Annotated in this window: 19 protein-coding genes; 17 read left to right on the top strand and 2 right to left on the bottom strand. The window is 70.6% G+C overall.

Annotated elements, in window-relative coordinates; genetic code table 11:
• The first annotated feature begins 282 nt into the window (after positions 1-282).
• The 8 genes from IE265_RS37280 to IE265_RS37245 all read left to right on the top strand — a co-directional run bounded on the left by IE265_RS37280 (position 283) and on the right by IE265_RS37245 (position 8,179).
• Positions 283-939 carry a hypothetical protein gene (locus tag IE265_RS37280; RefSeq protein ID WP_190040232.1) on the top strand — a complete coding sequence of 219 codons (657 nt, stop codon included), beginning with the start codon at positions 283-285 and terminating at the stop codon, positions 937-939.
• The gene (locus tag IE265_RS37275; protein ID WP_373303115.1) at positions 927-1,973 is read left to right on the top strand and encodes a hypothetical protein; all 1,047 of its coding nucleotides are present in this window, start codon (positions 927-929) and stop codon (positions 1,971-1,973) included. Before IE265_RS37280 ends, IE265_RS37275 begins: the two co-directional genes overlap by 13 nt.
• A 195-nt stretch (positions 1,974-2,168) precedes the next feature.
• Entirely contained in the window at positions 2,169-2,480 is a 312-nt protein-coding gene (locus tag IE265_RS37270) for a hypothetical protein (protein ID WP_190040230.1), read from the top strand.
• The gene (locus IE265_RS37265; protein WP_190040229.1) at positions 2,477-3,832 is read left to right on the top strand and encodes an ATP synthase subunit B family protein; all 1,356 of its coding nucleotides are present in this window, start codon (positions 2,477-2,479) and stop codon (positions 3,830-3,832) included. The genes IE265_RS37270 and IE265_RS37265 overlap by 4 nt, the downstream gene beginning before the upstream one ends.
• A gap of 90 nt (positions 3,833-3,922) precedes the next feature.
• Positions 3,923-4,540 carry a hypothetical protein gene (locus tag IE265_RS37260; RefSeq protein ID WP_190040228.1) on the top strand — a complete coding sequence of 206 codons (618 nt, stop codon included), beginning with the start codon at positions 3,923-3,925 and terminating at the stop codon, positions 4,538-4,540.
• 50 nt (positions 4,541-4,590) lie between these two features.
• Entirely contained in the window at positions 4,591-5,304 is a 714-nt protein-coding gene (locus tag IE265_RS37255; RefSeq protein WP_190040227.1) for a hypothetical protein, read from the top strand.
• A 154-nt stretch (positions 5,305-5,458) separates the two neighbouring features.
• A complete protein-coding gene (locus IE265_RS37250; RefSeq protein ID WP_190040226.1) occupies positions 5,459-6,841 on the top strand; it encodes a nitrate/nitrite transporter in 1,383 nt (460 codons plus the stop codon).
• 165 nt (positions 6,842-7,006) lie between these two features.
• Positions 7,007-8,179, top strand: coding sequence for a uroporphyrinogen-III synthase (locus tag IE265_RS37245; protein ID WP_190040225.1), 1,173 nt, complete (start codon positions 7,007-7,009; stop codon positions 8,177-8,179).
• Here IE265_RS37245 and IE265_RS39435 read toward each other — a convergent pair.
• Entirely contained in the window at positions 8,128-8,946 is an 819-nt protein-coding gene (locus IE265_RS39435) for an anthrone oxygenase family protein (RefSeq protein ID WP_373303114.1), read from the bottom strand. The two genes, IE265_RS37245 and IE265_RS39435, sit on opposite strands and share 52 nt — an antisense overlap.
• 225 nt (positions 8,947-9,171) lie before the next feature.
• On the opposite strand from IE265_RS39435, the gene IE265_RS37235 reads away from it, so the two are divergent.
• The 6 genes from IE265_RS37235 to IE265_RS37210 all read left to right on the top strand — a co-directional run bounded on the left by IE265_RS37235 (position 9,172) and on the right by IE265_RS37210 (position 16,711).
• Complete coding sequence (locus IE265_RS37235; RefSeq protein ID WP_190040224.1) at positions 9,172-9,765, top strand: CGNR zinc finger domain-containing protein; 594 nt, start codon at positions 9,172-9,174, stop codon at positions 9,763-9,765.
• Between the two features lie 217 nt (positions 9,766-9,982).
• A complete protein-coding gene (locus tag IE265_RS37230; RefSeq protein WP_010039908.1) occupies positions 9,983-10,504 on the top strand; it encodes a sigma-70 family RNA polymerase sigma factor in 522 nt (173 codons plus the stop codon).
• 38 nt (positions 10,505-10,542) lie between these two features.
• Positions 10,543-11,313, top strand: a complete 771-nt coding sequence (locus tag IE265_RS37225; RefSeq protein ID WP_190040223.1) for an anti-sigma factor family protein — start codon at positions 10,543-10,545, stop codon at positions 11,311-11,313.
• An 83-nt stretch (positions 11,314-11,396) separates the two neighbouring features.
• Positions 11,397-13,853 (top strand): HelD family protein, encoded by a 2,457-nt coding sequence (locus tag IE265_RS37220; protein WP_190040222.1) that lies wholly within the window; start codon positions 11,397-11,399, stop codon positions 13,851-13,853.
• Positions 13,854-14,431: 578 nt separating this feature from the next.
• The gene (locus IE265_RS37215) at positions 14,432-15,859 is read left to right on the top strand and encodes an NAD-dependent malic enzyme (RefSeq protein WP_190040221.1); all 1,428 of its coding nucleotides are present in this window, start codon (positions 14,432-14,434) and stop codon (positions 15,857-15,859) included.
• A gap of 570 nt (positions 15,860-16,429) precedes the next feature.
• Entirely contained in the window at positions 16,430-16,711 is a 282-nt protein-coding gene (locus IE265_RS37210; RefSeq protein WP_007382399.1) for an HU family DNA-binding protein, read from the top strand.
• A 128-nt stretch (positions 16,712-16,839) separates the two neighbouring features.
• Here IE265_RS37210 and murA read toward each other — a convergent pair whose 3' ends face one another.
• A complete protein-coding gene (gene murA, locus IE265_RS37205) occupies positions 16,840-18,186 on the bottom strand; it encodes a UDP-N-acetylglucosamine 1-carboxyvinyltransferase (protein ID WP_190040220.1) in 1,347 nt (448 codons plus the stop codon).
• Positions 18,187-18,438: 252 nt separating this feature from the next.
• On the opposite strand from murA, the gene IE265_RS37200 reads away from it, so the two are divergent.
• The 3 genes from IE265_RS37200 to IE265_RS37190 all read left to right on the top strand — a co-directional run bounded on the left by IE265_RS37200 (position 18,439) and on the right by IE265_RS37190 (position 21,100).
• Positions 18,439-19,011, top strand: a complete 573-nt coding sequence (locus IE265_RS37200) for a YqgE/AlgH family protein (protein ID WP_190040233.1) — start codon at positions 18,439-18,441, stop codon at positions 19,009-19,011.
• 29 nt (positions 19,012-19,040) lie between these two features.
• Complete coding sequence (locus IE265_RS37195; RefSeq protein ID WP_055614622.1) at positions 19,041-19,337, top strand: DUF3039 domain-containing protein; 297 nt, start codon at positions 19,041-19,043, stop codon at positions 19,335-19,337.
• A gap of 458 nt (positions 19,338-19,795) precedes the next feature.
• Positions 19,796-21,100, top strand: a complete 1,305-nt coding sequence (locus tag IE265_RS37190; RefSeq protein WP_190040219.1) for an extracellular solute-binding protein — start codon at positions 19,796-19,798, stop codon at positions 21,098-21,100.
• Positions 21,101-21,238: the final 138 nt, after the last annotated feature.

The raw sequence follows: 21,238 nt of genomic DNA, 5'->3' as shown, positions 1-21,238 counted from the left end.
CGTGGACGCGGTTGCGTCCACGACGGGGAACCCGCCCTTCGACGTTCCGGGGGCGATCCTCCGCCACCCGGGGGCGAGTTGGCCCGGATCAGCTGTTTGCTCCGGCCAAGTCGGGCCCCGCGGGGGCGCGTTGATGTCACAGTTTCGTCGCCGGGGGGCTGGGGTCTGTGCGGACTGATACGCATTTTTCCGGGCGGTCCCCGTAATTCGCTCTGGTGTCGCTCGGGCACCGTCGGTAGCGTGGCTCCGCTCGTGAATCCCTCGCCTCACCGGGAGCCGTCCGTGAACCGCCGCCCCACCTTGCTCGCAGCGATCGCGCTGACCGCCGCCGCGGCCCTGACGCTGACCGCGTGCGGCAGCGACGACAGTTCCAAGGACAAGGACAACGACAAGATCGCCGGCGCCGACACCGGCGACGCGTCGAAGTCCCCCTCGGCCCCTCCTGCCGCGTCCGCGGACCGTCCGAAGATCGAACTGCCGGGGGATCTGACGTATGCCTTCACCCCGGACAAGTCGGGTGACAGCGTCCAGGACGCCGTGCTGAAGGACAACGCGGAGTACGTCCGTGCGCTCGACGCCGCGATCGTGGCCCAGAACCCCAGGCTTCCGGCCCTGGAGTTCTACACGGAAGGCGAGGGAGCGGTCGCCGCCCAGAAGTGGGTCGACTCCTTCAAGGACGCGGGCTGGACCATCACCGGTGAGGTGCGCTACTTCGACCGCAAGGTCACGGTGAGCTCCAAGAATTCCGCTTCGCTCAGCTACTGCGCAGACGAGAGCAAGGGCTTCAGCAAGGTCATCAAGACCGGCGAGGTCAAGAAGACGAAGGTGACGAAGGACAGTTACGTCGCCTACGGCGTGCAGGTGGAGAAGAACGACAAGGGGGTCTGGGAACTCGTGAAGATCGTCTCTACCCGTGGTGCGGACAGGTGCCAGCGATGATCCGACTCTCCCGCGTGGCCGCGGTCCTGCTCGTGTCGACCACAGCCCTGACGTTCTCGGCGCCAGTCGCCAACGCCGACCGCACTCCGCCCACCGGTGGTTCGGTGGGCGGGGACGGAGGCAACGGCCCGTCGGGCGGGGTCCACGACGACACCATCTCCGCCACCGCCGGAGGCATCGTCTTCGATCGGTCCAAGAACGGCCGTGGCGGAACGGTGGGTGCCGTCACCCCCACCACGTCCTGGAGCCCGCCCGCCTGCTGGTACGCGCCCAAGTACACGCCGGACCAGCTCAAGGCGTACCTGGAGCCGATCTGGGAGGCCGGCTCCACCGGCCACGAGTGGGACGCGAGCCAGCGCGACCGGTACTCCGAGGGCAAGCCCTACAAGGACTTCAACAAGGACAAGGCCGGCAAGGGCTATTGGTGGGACTCGTACGTCAACGACGAGTACCCGGCCGGCTGGGACAGTTGCAAGGAGCAGATCTTCTGGGTGGACGAGGGGCAGCCCCCGCCCGCCGACATCGAGAACGCGATCACTCCGGAGATACTCGCCCAACTCGCCTACGCCGAGATCCGCGTACCGGGCACCGAGGTCACCCTCGCGCCCGCGGGGACGACCAAGGTGAACCTGCCGACCTGGTCCTGGCTGGACGGCGCGGAGTTCAAGCCGGTGTCGGTCACTGCCTCCGTACCCGCACTGGGCATTGAGGCGACGACGACTGCCGAGCCGTACTCCCTGAAGATCGACCCCGGTACCGAGGACGCGGACACCTATCCCGCCTCCGGCACGTGCCAGTTCGAGAAGGGCCGCATCGGCGAGCCGTACGCCAAGGGCAAGTCGGACGAGACCCCGCCCTGCGGTGTGCGGTACCTGCGGTCCTCGGGCGACGGCTCGTACCCGCTGCGGGCGACCCTGACCTGGAAGATCCACTGGACGGGCACGGGCGTCAACGCCGAGCAGGCGCTGCCCGACGGCGAGTTCGGTGCCGAGCAGGCCGTAGTCGTGCAGGAGATCCAGGCCGTCAACCGCTGAGCCCACCGTTTCGGGTGAACCGCGCCGGGTGCCGCGGGCCCGCCGTGCCGCGAGAGTGCGGAGCGGGGCCGCGGCCACCCGGCGTTCGCGTGCCGTCAACCGCCCGCCCCGGGCCGACCGCGGCCCGCGCGAGGCGGCTGACCTGCGGCTAGCGTCGTTGCCTCGCAGCGGTGCGGGTGAGCGGGGGCGGGACGCGTGGCGGAGCGGCTGGCTGTTGACGGGGACGAGCTCGGGCGGTTCATGCGGATGCTCGGCAGGTCGACCGACTCGCTGAGGGGCGTCCGCAAGGCGCTGTCGGGGGCGGGTGTCACGGGACTCGGTACGGACGACCTCGATGTCGCCTGCGAGCAGTTCCAGGAGGACTGGAAGTACGGCTCCGAGGAGATCGGCAGGCAGACCGAGGACCTGGCCGAGATCATCGGCAAGAGCCGTGACAGCTACCGCGAGGTCGACAGGGCTCTCGAGGAAGCGCTCCGGAACGCCCGGAACGGCGGTGGGGCGAAGTGACGGTGACGTCCGGTCTCGAACCGGGGCGGCCGCTGGCCAGGTCCCGGGACGCCAAGGACAACGCGCTTCCACAGGGGCTGAAGTCCTCGCCCCGGATGCCCAACGCTGACTATCCGCATCTGGGCTTCGACCCCGTGCCGGGCAGTACCGAGACGGTGCGGGGTCTGCATGTCAGGCTCACCGGCTGCGCGAAGGTCCTGGAGGAGACGCGGGACCTGGTCACGAGGCTGATGGACGGGAGCTACTGGAAGGGCGATGCCGCGGTCGCCTTCCGGGAGCAACTGGACGGTGGGACCCTGCCATTGAACCTGAAGAACGCGGCGCACTCGCTCGGCAGGGCGGCCAGGCAGCTGAAGCTGTGGGAGGGCGAGCTGGACGAGTTCCAGTGCCGTGCCCGGCGGTTGGAGGAGGAGGCCAAGGCCGCGCGGGAGGCGGTGGGGTCCGCGCGGGGGCGGGCGGCCACGGCGGGGGACGACCCGGACCTGGAGAAGAAGGGGGCCGGGGGCGAGGACGCGCAGAGGGCTCTGACGCGGGCGAACACGGCGGTGGACGAGGCCGAGGCCGAACTGGAGAAGATCCTCGGCAGGGCGCGCAGGCTGGCCGAGGAGCATGAGCGGCAGGCGGAGCACCGGGCGACGAGGATCCGCGAGGCGACGAGGAAGCTCGTCCCGCGCGAGCCCGGCTGCTTCGACTCGGCCCTCGACTGGCTCAGCGACAACCTCCCGGACATCCTGAGCTTCGTGGCGGGGGTTGTCGGGCTGGTGGCCATCATTTTCGCCGGACCGTTGGGAATTGCAATGGTCGCGGCACTGATGCTTGCGACATCGGCTTTGAGTGCCACGGCGCTCGGGCTGCGTCTATTTGCCAATCCTGAAGCTTGGGAGTCGCTGAAGGACGGATTCACCAAGGGTGAACTCGATGCCGACTTCTGGAGCAATGCTGTCTCGGTGGGATCAGATCTGGCGGGCACGCTGCCAGGAATCGGAGCCGTCGGCAAGGGAGTATTCGTTGGTGCCCGTGCAGTGAATCAGAGCGCTGAAGTCCTTAGCGTCGGGCGGAAGATGGCGATGTACGGATCCGCCACGATGAGTGAGGCGCGAACTGTGAGCAGTCTGGACAACTCGCTGGTCGCATGGTCGGTTCGCGGTGCCAGAAATCCTGACCGGGCGGCCGATTCTGTTGCGGTGGCATCCGGTCTGACGGGCGCGGGCACCGGAGGCTTCGGCCTGTACAACTCGGCAACCGACGCAGATGACGACGGAATCAAGGACGGAACCGTTGCCGGGATCGATGGAACACGCCTGATCCTGGACAACGGGGGAATCGCCAACCTCGCCCGCCATGCTTTCTGATACCTGTCGTGAAAGGTAGCCACATTGAGTCTCGCCGCCTGCGAAACGGCTTGGGAACACGCGCCCACTCGCCGAGCTTGGTGTGGTCATATGGCCATGAGTATTGTCGGTCTCGGTGGTTGGATCACGGCTTTGATTGGTCTGCTGTACGTGCTCGTTGTATGGCTGTCGCCAGTTTTCGGCTTCCTGTTCGTCCCGCTTCTCTGCTACTCCTTCTATCGCACGGTGATCCAGTTGACCCAAGTGTTCACAGGTATGCGCATGCTGAGAGTTATGCAGGAGTATCCGTGGCGAATCCTGTGGCAAGTGCGGCGTGGTCTGGGGGATCATCCGGCTGCCGAGGCAAAGGGGATCTGGATCGAATTGCCAACTCGCGGAGATTCGAATGAGGGGATTCCGCTTGTTTTCGTCAAGCATCACCGAGCCTCTTGGTGGATGCGGCGCATTGGAGGACCTCGTACCGATTCCGGACTAAAGTCTCAACTGGATCCGCTGTGGTTCGCAGGAGATTCACGATTCCTCGGTGTGGTCGCGGTTTCCGGTAGAAAGAGCGGTACTCCACGGCGACTTCACTTCCTGTACCAGCCCTCTGCGCTGGGTAAGGGGGGTGATGCTCGGAAATCAGGCGAGAATGTCTCTGCCGTCGACCTCGATCGAGCCCGCCGCGCCGGAGCGCAGTTCCCGAGCGAGAGGGTGACTCTCAACTGACGACGATTCGGCCTGTTGGTCGTTCATGACTCCGCTACCAGGCATGCTGAATGGACGCCGCCATTTTTGTTGTTGATGACTCCGCCAAAGACCCGGACGCAGAACTCTGGTACGCCGAACCTCCTGGTTTCACCGCGCTGCCTCTCCAAGCTCTGCTGCCCCGACACGGCACGTCGGCGGGAGACGAACTGCGCACTGCGGTTGCGCCGTTGCTCGAATCTGCTCCCTCCGAACTCGTACGGCAGCAGTTCATCGCGTGCTTCTCGTCGGCGCAGCAGTACCTGGGGGCCCTGTGCGGGATCGGGACCGTGAACTGCTCGATCGGACTGCACCGCGATGACGTGAACGACTCTGCTGCGGGTATGGGGAGTCAGCCCCTTCTCTCGCTCCTCACCCTCTCCTGGTGTGACACGCCCGTCGCGCCTCGTGGGGTCACCGCAGCCCGGGCCGTCGCCGGGGTCGAAAGGCACGAGCGGGTCGAGTTCCTCGAGCTGCCCTGCGGGCCCGTCACGGTCAGCGAGACCATTCGCGTGGCGTCGCCCGGCAGCGGGCTTCCGCGGCATCCCCTGCTGCAGATCCACGCCCACGCGCCGCACCCCGATTGCAAGCGCATGGCAGTCCTCACGTTGAGCACCACCGCCGTGGCCCGGCGGGAGCAGTACCGCGCGATCCTTCGGCGGATCGCCGGGACGGTGAGCTTCGACGACCCCCTCGCCGAGGCCGCAGCCGAGGTCGAGGTCGAGGCCATGCGGGCCGGGCCCTGACCCCGGCCCTCCGACGACCGCGCACCCGAACCCTCACCGCGCCCCCCGCCCCCGGGTGAGCGCAAAGTTCCTCCGTGGTCACTCGTGGGCACAGTGCGGAAACGCGCCATCCCTACCTTCGGGTTCACCACCCGTTGACATGTGGAGGCGTGAGATGACAGCCCCGAGCAGCAGCATCGCACCGCGCAAGGGGGGCCGCTGGATCGAGCAGTGGGACCCGGAGGACGAGACGTTCTGGCGGGAGACGGGGGAGAAGGTCGCCCGTCGCAACCTGCTCTTCTCGGTCCTCTCCGAGCACATCGGGTTCTCGATCTGGACCCTGTGGTCGGTGATGGTGCTCTTCATGGGGCCCGAGTACGGACTCACCCCGGCCGACAAGTTCTTCATCATCTCGATGGCCACCCTGGTCGGTGCCGTCGTCCGCGTGCCGTACACCTTCGCGGTGGCCCGTTTCGGTGGCCGGAACTGGACCATCGTCTCGGCCAGCCTGCTGCTCCTGCCGACCACCGCCGCGTTCGTCGTGATGGAGCCCGGCACCTCGTTCGGCACCTTCCTGGCGTGCGCCATGCTCGCCGGCGTCGGCGGCGGCAACTTCGCCTCCAGCATGACCAACATCAACTCCTTCTTCCCGCTGCGGAAGAAGGGCTGGGCCCTCGGCCTGAACGCGGGCGGCGGCAACATCGGCGTACCCGTGGTGCAGCTCGTCGCCCTCGCGGTCATCGGCGCCGCCGGCGGACCGCGCGTGCTGCTGGGCATCTACATCCCGCTGATCGTCGTGGCGGCCGTGCTCGGCGCCCTCTACATGGACAACATCACGTCCGTGAAGAACGACACCGGCGCCGCCAAGGAGGCCGTCCGGGACCCGCACACGTGGATCATGTCGTTCCTCTACATCGGGACGTTCGGGTCGTTCATCGGCTACAGCTTCGCCTTCGGCCTCGTCCTGCAGACCCAGTTCGGGCGCACACCGCTCCAGGCCGCGTACGTCACCTTCATCGGCCCGCTGCTGGGATCGCTGATCAGGCCCGTGGGCGGCTGGCTGGCGGACAAGTACGGGGGCGCCCGGATCACCCTGGGGAACTTCGTCGGCATGGGAGCCGCGACCGCCGTCGTCGTGGTCGCGTCCATGCAGAAGTCGCTCCCGCTGTTCACCACGGCGTTCATCGTGCTGTTCGTGCTGAGCGGGCTCGGCAACGGGTCCACGTACAAGATGATTCCCGGCATCTTCCAGGCCAAGGCGGTCGCCCTCGGGCTGACCGGGGAGGCGGCGGCCTCGTACGGGCGGCGTCTGTCGGGTGCCTCGATGGGGCTGATCGGAGCCGTCGGCGCGGTCGGGGGCCTCGGCATCAACCTCGCCCTCCGGCAGTCGTTCCTGACCGTGGGCTCCGGTACGGGGGCCTTCGTCGCCTTCCTCGCCTTCTACGCCGTCTGCTTCACCGTCACCTGGGCCGTATACCTTCGCCGCCCCGCGCCGGCCGAGACCCACGCCACATCCGCCTCGGAGACGAAGGCGCAGCTCAGCTACGCCGAGGTGTGACGTAACACGGGTGACATCAAGCGGAACCGAGCCTGTCACGCGGTGTTGGCAGGCTCGGTCGTCCGCCACGAGGCGGGCCGAGGGGGCGCACGGAGAACGCCCGGAGCAGGACGCCCCCACCCTGCGGGTGGCGGGGACGGACACCACTCGAGCGGGACGAGAGCCATGTACGAGGAACCTCAGCGATCACAGCAGCGACCGGACCGGCAGGACCACGGCCCCCTCGCGGGGTTCACCGTAGGGGTGACCGCGGCCCGGCGCGCCGACGAACTCGGAGCACTGCTCCAGCGGCGCGGGGCGGCCGTCAGCCACGCGCCCGCCCTGCGCATCGTGCCGCTGGCCGACGACAGCGAGTTGCTCGCCGCGACCCGGCAACTGCTGGGCGAGACACCGGACATCGTGGTGGCGACCACGGCGATCGGGTTCCGGGGCTGGGTCGAGGCCGCCGACGGGTGGGGTCTGGGCGGCGAACTGCTGGCCATGCTCCAGAACGTCGAACTGCTCGCCCGCGGACCCAAGGTGAAGGGCGCCATACGTGCCCAGGGGCTGACCGAGGAGTGGTCGCCGTCCTCCGAGTCCATGGCCGAGGTGCTCGACCGGCTGCTGGAGGAAGGGGTGGAGGGCCGGCGTATCGCGGTCCAGTTGCACGGGGAGCCGCTGCCCGGTTTCGTCGAGGCGCTGCGGGTCGGCGGTGCGAAGGTCGTCGGCGTACCCGTGTACCGGTGGATGCCCCCGGAGGACATCGGGCCCGTGGACCGGCTGCTCGACGCGACGGTCGCGCGCGGACTCGACGCGGTGACCTTCACCAGCGCGCTGGCCGCCACCTCGCTGCTCGGCCGCGCGGAGGACCGCGGGCTGCTGCCCGAGCTGCTCGCCGCCCTGCACCACGACGTGCTGCCCGCCTGCGTCGGCCCGGTCACCGCGCTGCCGCTGCAGGCCCGCGGCATCGACACGGTCCAGCCGGAGAGGTTCCGGCTCGGCCCGCTCGTACAACTGCTGTGTCAGGAGCTTCCTTCGCGGGCGCGGACCTTGCCGATCGCCGGCCACCGGGTGGAGATCCGGGGGCACGCGGTGCTGGTGGACGATCAGCTGCGGCCCGTGCCGCCGGCCGGGATGTCGCTGCTGCGGGCGCTGTCCAGGCGGCCCGGCTGGGTGGTCGCGCGGGCCGAGCTGCTGAGGGCGCTGCCCGGCGCGGGACGGGACGAGCACGCGGTGGAGACCGCGATGGCCCGGCTGCGTACGGCGCTCGGGGCGCCCAAGCTCATCCAGACCGTGGTCAAGCGGGGCTACCGCCTGGCGCTCGATCCGGCCGCCGACGCCAAGTACGCCGACGTCTGACGGCCGCTGCCCGCCGGACGCCCGGCGCGCCCGTACAGGACCAGGGCTCGCGCCAGCAGGCCGAGCGCGCAGGCGGACAGCACGGTCCGTACGACGTTCCAGGCCACCCACGGGTCCTCGAACTCCTCGCGCACGGCGGACGCCCCGGCGGCCGTGGCCGGAGTCCCGGCTTCGGCCAGCCGGTCGTTGAGCGGGATGTTCAGCGCGACCGTGACCAGGAACGCTAGTCCGTGGGCGAGGAGCGCGGCGTACACCCACCGGCGCGGGCGCGGGGTGCCGCGCAGTCGCCACGCCGAGACGGCGGTCAGCAGCGGTGCCCCGGTGAAGGCGAGGAGGAACACGGGGTTCTGGATGACGTCGTTGACGTTCTGGACGACCTCGACGAAGACCCGGTCGTCGCTGCGGGCCAGCGCCGGCATCACGCTGCACGCGTAGGCGTAGAAGAGTCCCGCGACCAGGCCCGTGGTGACCGTGGCCGCGACCAGGACGCCCCCGGCGCCGGTCCGCCGCGCGTCCGTACCGGCAGTGCCGGCAGTACCGGCAGCACCGGCCGGCTTGTCCGCACCGGCCGCCCCGCTCCGAGGGCTGTTCGCGCCGGCTGCGCTGTCCGTGTCTCTCGCGCCGGGCGCGCCGGTCGCGCCGGTCGCGCCGGTCATGCCGGTCGGGCCCGCCGTCCCGTCCGTCCCGTCCGTCCCGTCCGTGCCTTCCGTGCCTTCCGTGCCTTCCGTGTGGTCCGTGCCGTTTCCGTTCACCGCGTCCGCTGTCATGTCGCCGAGTCAACCGCGGGGCGGGTCCGGCCGACATGCTCCCGAAGCGCGCCCGCATAAGCGGGCGTCCAGTCCGACGCCCGCCCGGCGCGGGGCTTCCCGCCGCGCGCGGGGGAGGGCACTGTAGGAGTACGGCCCCGCACACCCACCCCCACCGGCGTTCCCTCCTCACCGATCCCCGCAACCGCCCCTCGGGGCGGTAACCCCCAAGGCGGTGACAGGCACATGGCACTGGCCTCGGCCACGGCGTCGTACGAGCTGCGGTTCGACTCCGGGCGGCTCTGTCTCGATCTCCTGGCGACCACGCACCCCGAGGAACGGCTCGACGCTGCGGGGCCGTTGCGGGCCTGGATCGCCGGATCCGGCCTCGTCCCCGCGGACACCCCGCTCACGGCGGCCGATTCGTCCTGGCTGGTGGCCTTTAGGGAACTCAGAGGTCATATAGGACAGTTGGTGCGCGGGGAGCCTTCCCGGGACGCCCGGCCGACCGCGATCGCGCTGGGCCGGGTGAACGAACTCGCCGCCGCCGCACCGCCCGTGCCCCGTGCGGTGTGGGACGCGGGCGGCTCGCTCGTCCGCGCGCTGGACGGGCCGCCCGCCTGCGCGGCCCTCCTGGCGGCCGTCGCCCGCGACCTGGTGGAACTCCTGACCGATCCGGTGGCACGCGCGGGTCTGCGGCAGTGTGAGGGAGACAACTGCCCGATCGTGTATCTGGATACGTCCAGGGGGCGTCGTCGCAGGTGGTGCTCCAGCGAAGTGTGCGGAAATCGGGAAAGAGTTGCCCGCCACCGGCGCAGGGCTGCCCTCGAACGGGCTTAGGATCCTCCGTGGAACCCCCGTGAAGCACTTGTGGAGCTTGTGAGGAGAGAGAAACCTCGTGCTCCTCACAAAGATTTCCCGTCACTTTGAACAGCGCAACGCCTGCGCCCGTATCCGGAGATGAGCGACCGACTGGGGGATCCCCCGGACACCGGAGGTAGGCGTGCGCAAGGATTCCGCCGTGGCCGATGAACGATTGCCGAGGGCCCGACATCGCATGTCCCAGCCCTCGGAGCCGGACGAGGAGCTGATGCGTGCGCTGTACCGCGAACACGCCGGACCTCTGCTCGCCTATGTGCTGCGGCTGGTCGCCGGGGACCGGCAGCGTGCGGAGGACGTCGTACAGGAGACGCTCATCCGCGCCTGGAAGAACGCCGGTCAGCTCAACCGAGCTACCGGTTCGGTACGCCCCTGGCTGGTGACGGTCGCCCGGCGCATCGTCATCGACGGCCACCGCAGCCGGCAGGCCCGGCCGCAGGAGGTGGACCCGTCGCCGCTGGAGGTCATTCCCGCGGAGGACGAGATCGACAAGGCGTTGTGGCTGATGACACTCTCTGACGCGCTCGACGACCTTACCCCCGCGCACCGGGAGGTACTGGTCGAGACGTACTTCAAGGGGCGTACCGTTAACGAGGCTGCCGAAACGCTCGGGATACCCAGCGGCACGGTCCGCTCACGGGTTTTCTATGCCCTGCGTTCGATGAAGCTCGCACTGGAGGAGCGGGGGGTGACGGCATGAACACATACGGGGGATTCGGAACGGGTAGTCCTGGACCCATGCAAAGTTCGCAAGGGCAGGGCGATCTGCACGAGACCGTCGGCGCCTACGCCCTCGGCATTCTCGACGACGTGGAGGCCACGGCCTTCGAAGCGCATCTCGCGACCTGCGAGTGGTGCGCGCAGCAGCTCGACGAGCTCGCCGGGATGGAGCCGATGCTGGCCGCCCTCGCGGACCTGCCGGCCGCACAGGGCACACCGGCCATCGGTGACTCCCTGGCCGCGCGTCCGAGCCCGCGGCTCGCCGACCGGCTGGTCGACGAGGTGGCCGAGCGCCGCGCCAAGAAGCGCAGGCGCGGTTTCTACCTGGTCGCCGCCGCGGCGGCGCTCATCATCGGCGGTCCCGTCACGGCGATCGGCGTCACGGGTGGTGACACGAATCAGTCGGCCCAGCCCCTGCAGTCCGCGAGTCCCGCCAAGGACGCGTTCACGCACATGCGGGACAAGGCCGAGGCCACGGACCCGAAGACCGAGGTCAGCGCCACGGTCGGCATGGAGGGCAAGGCCTGGGGCACCCACGCGGTGCTGGAACTGAAGAACGTCACGGGCCCGGAGAAGTGCTCACTGATCGCTGTCGGTAAGAACGGCGACCGCGAGACGGCGACCACCTGGGCCGTCCCGAAGTGGGGCTACGGCATCAAGAACGCCGCCACCGAGCAGGCCCGCAACCCGCTCTACGTGCACGGCGGCGTGGCCATGGATCCCACGGACATCGACCACTTCGAGGTCATGACCTTCGACGGCAAGAAGCTGGTCGAGGTCGACGTGTAGGCGGATCACGAGCGGATACGTAGCCTCACGGGCTCCCCTTCGCGTACGGTTGACGGCTGCCATGCACGTCAGAAGGGGGCCCGGTGGCCGCTCAGGTTCAGCAGGAAACGGCGCTCGATCCAGTGGTCGACTCGGTGCGCGACCGCGAGATCGGTGTCGAGCAGGAACACCTGGACCGGGTGTACCAGCGCCTTGAGGAAAAGATCCACGAGGCGGAGTTCCTGATGAACGACGCCGCCCAGCGCGGTCAGGTCGGGACGCCCGGAGCACTCGCGGAGCGCGACGCGCAGGTGTTCCGGGCGGGTATCCACCTCAACCGCCTGAACAACGAGTTCGAGGACTTCCTCTTCGGACGGATCGACCTCCTCCTCGGCAAGGACGGCAAGAAGGGCCCGGACGGCGCCTACACGGCGGTCGAACCCGCCGAGGGCGCCGTACGGCCCGACAACACCGCGGAGATCGCCGAGACCCTCCACATCGGCCGTATCGGCGTCCTCGACGCGGAGTACGCGCCCCTGGTCATCGACTGGCGGGCCCCCGCGGCCGCGCCGTTCTACCGCTCCACCCCGGTCGACCCCGGCCGGGTCGTGCGCCGCCGGGTGATCCGCTCCAAGGGCCGCAGGGTCCTCGGGGTCGAGGACGACCTGATGCGTCCGGAGCTGAAGGCCACGCTCGCGGGCGGCGAACTGCCCGTGATCGGCGACGGCGCGCTGATGGCCGCCCTCGGCCAGGCCCGCAGCCACACCATGCGGGACATCGTGGCGTCCATCCAGGCCGAGCAGGACATGGTCATCCGCGCGCCCGCCGCCTCGGTGACGTACGTGGAGGGCGGACCCGGCACGGGCAAGACCGCGGTGGCCCTGCACCGGGCCGCGTACCTGCTCTACCAGGACCGCAGACGGTACGCGGGCGGCATCCTCATCGTCTCGCCCACGCCCCTGCTCGTCGCCTACACCGAGGGCGTCCTGCCCTCCCTCGGCGAGGAGGGGCAGGTCGCCATCCGCGCGGTCGGCTCCCTGGTCGACGGCGCCGAGGCCACGCTGTACGACGCTCCGGCGGTGGCCCGGGCCAAGGGCTCGTACCGGATGCTGAAGGTGCTGCGGAAGGCCGCTCGCGGCGCCCTGGAGGCACCGGCCGCCGCCACCGGGCGGGCCGCCGGGGTCGGGAGCGGGCAGCTCGCGTTCGGCGAGGAGAACGCAGACGGCGCAGACGGCGCAGAGGGCGCAGAGAACGGTGGGGACGGGGCCGCGGGCGCACGGCAGCACCGGGCCACGCCCTCCCGCCTGCGGGTCGTCGCCTTCGGGCGCCGCCTCGAACTGGAGGCCCGCGAGCTGGACCGCGTCCGCGACACCGCGCTCGCGGGGACCGCGCCCGTGAACCTGCTGCGCCCGCGCGGTCGCAAGCTGCTGCTCGACGCCCTGTGGGCGCAGTCCGGCGCCGGCACCCGGCACACCGACCCCGAGCTGGCCGCCGAACTGCGCTCGTCGTTCGACGAGGACGTCAGCACCGAGGACAGCTTCATCGAGTTCTTCGACTCCTGGTGGCCCGAGCTGACCCCCCGCGCCGTCGTGGAGGCCATGTCCGACGAGCGGCGGCTCGGCCGCTGGGCGCGGCGCATCCTCAACCCCGGCGAGGTGCGGCGCGTGGCGCGCTCCCTCAAGCGCGACGGGCTCTCCGTGCACGACGTGGCCATGCTCGACGAGCTCCAGGCGATCCTCGGCACCCCGGCCAGGCCCCGCCGCAAGCGCGAGTACGACCCGCTCGACCAGCTCACGGGCCTGGAGGAGCTGATGCCCGGGCGCGAGGAGACGCAGCGCGAGCGCGCCGAGCGGCTGGCCCAGGAGCGCACGGAGTACGCGCACGTCATCGTCGACGAGGCGCAGGACCTCACGCCCATGCAGTGGCGCATGATCGGCCGCCGCGGCCGGCACGCCACCTGGACGGTCGTCGGCGACCCCGCCCAGTCGTCGTGGTCCGACCCGGACGAGGCGGCGGAGGCCCGCGACGAGGCACTCGGCAGCCGCCCGCGCCGCCGCTTCACCCTCACCGTGAACTACCGCAACCCGGCGGAGATCGCCGAGCTGGCGGCCAAGGTGCTGGCCCTCGCGATGCCGGGCTCCGAGTCCCCGTCGGCGGTCCGCTCGACGGGCGTGCGGCCGCGGTTCGTCACGACGCGCAGGGCGCAGGGCGGCGGGGCGCGGGACGCCCTGGCGAGGACCGTGCGGGAGGAGGCGGCGCGGCTGCTCGACCAGGTGGACGGCACGGTCGGCGTGGTCGTCGCCATGAACCGCAGGGCGGAGGCCGCGCGCTGGCTCGCGGGGCTCGGCGACCGGGTGGTGGCGCTCGGCAGCCTGGAGGCCAAGGGCCTCGAGTACGACGCCACGGTGGTCGTCTCGCCCGCGGAGATCGCCGACGAGTCGCCGGCCGGGCTGCGGGTGCTCTACGTCGCCCTGACCCGGGCCACCCAGCAGCTCACCGTCGTCTCGGCGGACCGCGACGAACCGGACGCGGACGGCGTGCCCGACCTGCTGCGGGACTGACGCGGGTGCGGGCGGCCGGGGACGGGGCCGCGGGGGTCCTCCGCCGCCCGGTCCCCGGCGGGTCCCGCGGGCACGGGACCCGCGCGGCCGGGCGCGGCCCGGGCGGCCCGGCACGGCCGCGGACGGCGGCGCCCGGGGTTCCGGGACCGCGCGGCCTCCCTGTGAACCTCCGGTACGGGAATTGCCTTACGGGGATCGTTTGTTACCTTTGACGTGACACCGGCCCGATCCAAGCCCCCGGGCCCAACCTTCGTCGCTACGAGCGACCACTTGCCGCGAGGCGAGCATGGCGGGTCGGTGTCATTGACCGATGTCGTACGGCGCGAGCCGCACGGCGGACGAGAGGCCCACGTCACGCGGTGACGTGGGCCTCTCGCTGTTCCTCCCGTTCGCCGTATCGCCCGGTCCCCCCGCGTCCCGCTTCCCGGCCGTCCGGTTCCTGCTCCTCCCGTCCGGAGAACAAAACGTTCGCAATCCGGGGCGGCTACCACGTACTCGGTGGTAGGTGCGACGATCGAACGGCAAACCCGCGAACCAGTAGTGCTCGCAGTACCCCGTGAAAGCAGAGGAAGTCGGCCATGGCAACGGCGCCCAGCGTCTCCTACTCGATGACGGTCCGGCTGGAGGTGCCCGCGAGCGGAACCGCGGTCTCCCAGCTCACCACGGCCGTCGAGTCCTCCGGAGGCTCGGTGACCGGCCTCGACGTCACGGCCTCGGGCCACGAGAAGCTCCGTATCGACGTCACCATCGCGGCCAGCTCCACCGCGCACGCCGACGAGATCGTGGGCAAGCTGCGCACCATCGAGGGCGTCACGCTCGGCAAGGTCTCCGACCGTACGTTCCTGATGCACCTCGGCGGCAAGATCGAGATGGCGTCCAAGCACCCCATCCGCAACCGTGACGACCTCTCGATGATCTACACGCCCGGCGTGGCCCGGGTGTGCATGGCGATCGCCGAGAACCCCGAGGACGCCCGCCGGCTGACCATCAAGCGCAACTCCGTCGCGGTCGTGACCGACGGCTCCGCGGTGCTGGGCCTCGGCAACATCGGCCCGAAGGCCGCGCTGCCCGTCATGGAGGGCAAGGCGGCCCTGTTCAAGAGGTTCGCCGGCATCGACGCCTGGCCGCTGTGCCTGGACACCCAGGACACCGACGCGATCGTCGAGATCGTGAAGGCCATCGCCCCCGGCTTCGCGGGCATCAACCTGGAGGACATCTCCGCGCCCCGCTGCTTCGAGATCGAGGCGCGGCTGCGCGAGGCCCTGGACATCCCGGTCTTCCACGACGACCAGCACGGCACGGCGATCGTCGTGCTCGCGGCCCTGACGAACGCGCTGCGGGTGGCCGGCAAGGCGATCGGCGACATCCGGGTCGTCATGTCGGGTGCGGGCGCGGCCGGTACGGCCATCCTGAAACTGCTGCTCGCCGCCGGTGTGAAGCACGCCGTGGTCGCCGACATCCACGGTGTCGTGCACGCGGGCCGCGAGGACCTGGTGCGGGCGGCCCCCGACTCGCCGCTGCGCTGGATCGCCGACAACACCAACCCCGAGGGCGTCACCGGCACCCTCAAGGAGGCCGTGCGCGGCGCCGACGTGTTCATCGGCGTCTCGGCCCCGAACGTGCTGGACGGCACCGACGTGGCCGCCATGGCCGAGGGCGCCATCGTGTTCGCGCTCGCGAACCCCGACCCCGAGGTCGACCCGGGAGTCGCCCGCCAGACGGCCGCCGTCGTGGCCACCGGCCGCTCCGACTTCCCGAACCAGATCAACAACGTGCTGGTGTTCCCCGGCGTCTTCCGCGGTCTGCTGGACGCGCAGTCGCGCACGGTCAACACGGAGATGATGCTCGCCGCCGCGACCGCCCTGGCGGACGTGGTGACGGAGGACGAGCTGAACCCGAACTACATCATCCCCAGCGTGTTCAACGACAAGGTCGCGGGCGCGGTCGCGGGCGCGGTGCGCAACGCGGCGAAGGCCGCGGGCGCCTCGGCCGCGACCACCCCCTGAACGACCCGGCGCGCACCCCGCGATCGACCCGGCGCACACCGCCGGCCCGCTCGCGGGGCGTCGCCGGACCGCCCGTCGAACCGTCGTCCGACACCCCCTGACGGCCCATGACGGGCGGCCCCCGGCTTGCGTCTTCACCGTCCCGGGTGGTGGGCTGGTACCGCCCTCGCGGCGGAGCCGCACGACGACCGGAGGGCCGGGTCCCCATGGGGGCGCGGCCTGTTGTGACAGGGGCCACGGCGCCCGGGGCACCGGCGCGTCGCGGAACGCGGGGCCTGCGGCCGCCTCTAGGGTGGCGGCCATGGCTGAGTCCCTGCGGGCCACCGGGGTTGTTCGGGCCCTGCGGTCCGCTGCCGGGAGCGGACGGAGCGTCACCATTTCGAGGCAGTGGCGCTTTTCGTGTGACTCCCAGGGGTGCCGGATTGGCTTTCCCGCCGCAGGTGGGGGCAGGATGCGTCTTCGGGCGCGAGGGTCTGGCTACGGACCCGGGTCCGGGGACCGACCGAGGGCCCTGGCAGCATCGGCTTCGATCTCACGCCTCAACGGCAAGAAGAACACGGGAGTAACAACATGAACCGCAGTGAGCTGGTGGCCGCGCTGGCCGACCGCGCCGAGGTGACCCGCAAGGACGCCGACGCCGTTCTGGCCGCGTTCGCCGAGACCGTCGGCGAGATCGTCGCCAAGGGCGACGAGAAGGTCACCATCCCCGGCTTCCTGACCTTCGAGCGCACCCACCGTGCCGCTCGCACCGCGCGCAACCCGCAGACCGGCGACCCGATCCAGATCCCCGCCGGCTACAGCGTCAAGGTCTCCGCGGGCAGCAAGCTCAAGGAAGCCGCCAAGGGCAAGTAAGGCCCTCCGTACGTCCGGGACGACGTACGAGGCGTACCGACGCCAATGGGGCGGTCACCCGATCCGGGTGACCGCCCCATCGCGTTCCCGCGGGGTCCCGGGCGTCCGGGACCCCGCGGGGGAAGCCGCTAGCCGAGGGCCTTGCCGGGCAGCTCGACCTTCGCGCCGAGCTCGACGAGCTTCTCCATGAAGTTCTCGTAGCCGCGGTTGATCAGGTCGATGCCGTGCACCCGGGAGGTGCCCTGGGCCGCCAGTGCCGCGATCAGGTACGAGAAGCCGCCGCGGAGGTCGGGGATCACGAGGTCGGCGCCCTGGAGCTTGGTCGGGCCCGACACGACCGCCGAGTGCAGGAAGTTGCGCTGGCCGAAGCGGCAGTTCGAGCCGCCGAGGCATTCGCGGTAGAGCTGGATGTGGGCGCCCATCTGGTTGAGCGCGGAGGTGAAGCCGAGACGGGACTCGTACACCGTCTCGTGGATGATCGACAGTCCCGTGGCCTGCGTCAGGGCGACGACGAGCGGCTGCTGCCAGTCCGTCTGGAAGCCCGGGTGCACGTCCGTCTCCAGGGCGATCGACTTGAGCTGGCCGCCCGGGTGCCAGAAGCGGATGCCCTCGTCGTCGATCTCGAAGGCGCCACCCACCTTCCGGTAGGTGTTCAGGAACGTCATCATCGAGCGCTGCTGGGCGCCGCGGACGTAGATGTTGCCCTCGGTCGCCAGGGCCGCGGAAGCCCACGAGGCGGCCTCCAGGCGGTCCGGGAGGGCCGCGTGGGTGTAGCCGCCGAGCTTGTCGACGCCCGTGATGCGGATCGTGCGGTCGGTGTCCATCGCGATGATGGCGCCCATTTTCTGCAGGACGCAGATCAGGTCCTCGATCTCCGGCTCCACGGCCGCGTTCGAGAGTTCGGTGACGCCCTCCGCGAGGACGGCCGTGAGCAGCACCTGCTCGGTGGCGCCGACGGACGGGTAGGGCAGCGCGATCTTCGTGCCGCGCAGCCGCTGCGGAGCCTCCAGGTACTGGCCGTCCTCCCGCTTCTCGATCTTCGCGCCGAACTGCCGCAGCACCTCGAAGTGGAAGTCGATGGGCCGGCCGCCGATGTCGCAGCCGCCCAGGCCCGGGATGAACGCGTGGCCGAGGCGGTGCAGCAGCGGGCCGCAGAACAGGATCGGGATGCGCGACGAGCCGGCGTGCGCGTCGATGTCCGCGACGTTCGCGCTCTCCACGTGCGACGGGTCGAGGACGAACTCGCCCGGCTCCTCTCCTGGCCGGACCGTCACCCCGTGCAGCTGCAGCAGCCCGCGCACCACCCGTACGTCACGGATGTCGGGGACGTTGCGCAGCCGGCTCGGAGCGCTGCCGAGCAGCGCGGCGACCATGGCCTTCGGTACGAGGTTCTTCGCACCGCGGACACGGATCTCACCCTCGAGCGGGGTTCCGCCGTGGACAAGGAGTACGTCGTCTGAGCCGTTGACGGTCATGTATCTCGCGTTCCGATGAGTTGGGCATGGGCCGGAGGAGCAAGCGTAATGGCCGCCTACCCCCCTTGAGTAAGCCCAAGTGCGCCCCTGGGACGTCCCAGCTTCGCCACAACACGAACCGCTCCTAATCGGACACGAGGGGTCACCGTCCGGGGTGTGCGCTCCGCCTGCTTCCGTACGCCCTGAGCTGCATTCACCCGGGTACCGGTATTGCCTCCCCCCGCGCGGCGAAGATGCGGGATCATGTCAGGCATGACCGAGGTGTCCTCGCTCACAGGGCGACTGCTCGTGGCCACGCCCGCCCTGGCGGACCCCAACTTCGACCGCGCGGTGGTGCTGCTCCTCGACCACGACGAGGAGGGCTCCCTGGGCGTCGTCCTCAACCGCCCCACCCCGGTCGACGTCGGTGACATCCTCGCGGGCTGGGCGGACCTGGCGGGGGAGCCCGGCGTCGTCTTCCAGGGCGGCCCCGTCTCGCTCGACTCGGCGCTCGGGGTGGCGGTGATCCCCGGCGGCTCCTCCGTGGAGCGGGCGCCCCTGGGCTGGCGGCGGGTGCACGGCGCGATCGGCCTGGTGGACCTGGAGGCACCGCCGGAGCTGCTCGCCTCGGCCCTGGGGTCGCTCCGGATCTTCGCCGGGTACGCGGGCTGGGGCCCCGGGCAGCTGGAGGACGAGCTGGGCGAGGGCGCCTGGTACGTCGTCGAGTCCGAACCCGGGGACGTGTCGTCGCCCGCTCCGGAACGGCTGTGGCGCGAGGTGCTGCGCCGCCAGCGCAGCGAGTTGGCCATGGTGGCCACGTATCCGGACGACCCTTCGCTCAACTGATGACCGGAGCCTTCAGTACTCTTGCGTCTATGAGCACTCTTGAGCCTGAGACCCAGCCCCAGCGAGGCACTGGGACGGGGACCCTCGTGGAGCCGACGCCGCAGACGTCGCACGGCGACGGGGACCACGAGCGCTTCGCCCACTACGTCCAGAAGGACAAGATCATGGCGAGCGCGCTCGACGGCACGCCCGTCGTCGCGCTCTGCGGCAAGGTGTGGGTGCCGGGCCGCGACCCGAAGAAGTACCCCGTGTGCCCCATGTGCAAGGAGATCTACGAGTCCATGGGCGCCGGCGGCGACGAGGGCAAGGGCGGCGGCGACAAGTAGCGCCCCCGCGCACCCGTGGCCCCCTCGGGTCACGGTGCGCCCGGCCCTCGGGTCACGGTGCGCCCGGCAGTCCGGGGCGGGGCCTGGGCGTTCCGCCGCGGGGTGCGGCGGACCGGGCACGTCCGGCGGGAGGCCCTTGCCGCTCAGCCCTCCCGTCCCGCCCGGTCCCCTTCCGTCCGTGTTGCCACCTCCGGACCGCCGACGAAGGCCCCGCACGCTGCTCCTCGCCGCGTCCGGGGCCTTTGCGCTGGGGTGGGCCGTCCTGTGCCGCCCTGTGCTGCCGTGTACCGCCCTGTCCCGGCCTGTACCGGCGGCCCGTTGCACGGAGTGCTTCGAGCGGTCACAGAGTGGTTGAGACCTCTTGTGGGCATGTTCATGTACTCCATAGCCTCCGGGGTGTTGTGCAGAGCAAAACACCTATTGCGCATGCTGCAACGCGCTCCCCGGAGGACACCCCCATGAAGCTCTCTGTCCGAACGGCCGCCCCGATCGCCGCACTCGTCGTGGCGGGACTCACCGCGACCGCGTGCGCGCCCGGGTCCTCCGACAAGTCGGGAGGCAAGGACGTCAAGAGCGGCACCCTGCGCGTCTGGCTCTTCCAGGAGGTCTCCAACGGGCCCAAGAAGGACGTGGTCGACGGCGTCGTCGCGGGCTTCGAGAAGGCCCACAAGGGCACCGAGGTCGACGTCCAGTACATCCCCGTCGAGACCCGCGCGGAGAAGATCAAGGCCGCGTTCAACGATCCCGCGAGCGCTCCCGACCTCATCGAGTACGGCAACACGGACACGGCCGGCTACGTCAAGGACGGCGGACTCGCCGACGTCACCGAGGAGTTCGCCGACTGGGACGAGTCCAAGGACACCGACCCGACCGCCAGGCAGTCCGTCACCGTCGACGGAAAGGTCTACGGCGTCCCGTACTTCGTCGGGGTCCGCGCGCTCTACTACCGCACCGACGTCTTCGAGGAGCTCGGCCTGGACGTGCCGACGACGCAGGGCGAACTGGTCACCACGGCCCGGGCGATCCGGCAGGCGAGGCCGGAGCTCTACGGGCTCGCGGTGGGCGGCGCCTACACCTACGGCGCCATGCCGTTCATCTGGGCCAACGGCGGCGAGATCGCCGAGGGCAAGGGCGGCTCGTACGCCTCCACGATCGACAGTGAGGCGGCCCGCAAGGGCATCAAGGCCTACACCTCGCTCTTCGGCGACGACAACTGCCCGGCCGCCAAGTGCGCGGGCATGGGCGGCAACGACACCGTCACGGCGTTCGCCTCCGGCAAGGCGGGCATGGCGATCGGCGGCGACTTCAGCCACGCGGCGGTCGAGGCCGGCAAGGTCAAGGGCAAGTACGCCGTCGTACCGCTGCCGGGCGTGAAGAAGGGCGACATCGCCCCCGCGTTCGCGGGCGGCAACAACCTCGGCGTCCTGAAGAGCACCACGCACCGCACGCTCGCGGTGGACCTGATGGAACGGCTCGCCGCGAAGAAGACGCAGGGTGAACTCTTCGACGCGATGGGCTTCCTGCCGACGTTCACGGACGTGCGCAAGGACGCCGCGCGGCGTGAGCCCTTCGTCGAGCCCTTCGTGAAGACGCTCGGCGCGGGCGCGAGGTTCGTGCCCGCCTCGCCCGCCTGGTCGCAGATCGACGCCTCCCTCGTCCTGCCGACGATGTTCCAGGAGGTCGTCAGCGGACGGAAGGACGTGGCGGCCGCCTCGAAGGACGCGGCGAAGAAGATGGACGACGCCTTCAGCTCCGCCGGGTGAGCGGCGTGAACGACGCTCCCGGCCCGCGGGACCACCGGCGGCCGGGCAGCGGCACCGCACTCGACGCGACCGGGAAGTCGCCGCCCGGCGGCGCGGCGGCCGGCACCGGACGGGCGGCCGGCCCGGTGCCGGCCGCCC

Origin of the sequence: Streptomyces fructofermentans, from assembly GCF_014651055.1 — a bacterium.
Taxonomy (GTDB): Bacteria; Actinomycetota; Actinomycetes; order Streptomycetales; family Streptomycetaceae; genus Streptomyces; species Streptomyces fructofermentans.
The sequence above is the reverse complement of the archived record's forward strand: the minus strand, read 5'-3'. Positions and strand labels throughout refer to the sequence as shown.

What these genes read in the sequence shown, in the direction of transcription:
- IE265_RS37260 (WP_190040228.1), top strand. Translation starts at nt 3,923, where the DNA reads ATGGCCATGAGTATTGTCGGTCTCGGTGGTTGGATCACGGCTTTGATT.
- IE265_RS37255 (WP_190040227.1), top strand. Translation starts at nt 4,591, where the DNA reads ATGGACGCCGCCATTTTTGTTGTTGATGACTCCGCCAAAGACCCGGAC.
- IE265_RS37250 (WP_190040226.1), top strand. Translation starts at nt 5,459, where the DNA reads ATGACAGCCCCGAGCAGCAGCATCGCACCGCGCAAGGGGGGCCGCTGG.
- IE265_RS37245 (WP_190040225.1), top strand. Translation starts at nt 7,007, where the DNA reads ATGTACGAGGAACCTCAGCGATCACAGCAGCGACCGGACCGGCAGGAC.
- IE265_RS39435 (WP_373303114.1), bottom strand. Translation starts at nt 8,946, where the DNA reads ATGACAGCGGACGCGGTGAACGGAAACGGCACGGACCACACGGAAGGC.
- IE265_RS37235 (WP_190040224.1), top strand. Translation starts at nt 9,172, where the DNA reads ATGGCACTGGCCTCGGCCACGGCGTCGTACGAGCTGCGGTTCGACTCC.
- IE265_RS37230 (WP_010039908.1), top strand. Translation starts at nt 9,983, where the DNA reads ATGTCCCAGCCCTCGGAGCCGGACGAGGAGCTGATGCGTGCGCTGTAC.
- IE265_RS37225 (WP_190040223.1), top strand. Translation starts at nt 10,543, where the DNA reads ATGCAAAGTTCGCAAGGGCAGGGCGATCTGCACGAGACCGTCGGCGCC.
- IE265_RS37215 (WP_190040221.1), top strand. Translation starts at nt 14,432, where the DNA reads ATGGCAACGGCGCCCAGCGTCTCCTACTCGATGACGGTCCGGCTGGAG.
- IE265_RS37210 (WP_007382399.1), top strand. Translation starts at nt 16,430, where the DNA reads ATGAACCGCAGTGAGCTGGTGGCCGCGCTGGCCGACCGCGCCGAGGTG.
- murA (WP_190040220.1), bottom strand. Translation starts at nt 18,186, where the DNA reads ATGACCGTCAACGGCTCAGACGACGTACTCCTTGTCCACGGCGGAACC.
- IE265_RS37200 (WP_190040233.1), top strand. Translation starts at nt 18,439, where the DNA reads ATGACCGAGGTGTCCTCGCTCACAGGGCGACTGCTCGTGGCCACGCCC.
- IE265_RS37195 (WP_055614622.1), top strand. Translation starts at nt 19,041, where the DNA reads ATGAGCACTCTTGAGCCTGAGACCCAGCCCCAGCGAGGCACTGGGACG.
- IE265_RS37190 (WP_190040219.1), top strand. Translation starts at nt 19,796, where the DNA reads ATGAAGCTCTCTGTCCGAACGGCCGCCCCGATCGCCGCACTCGTCGTG.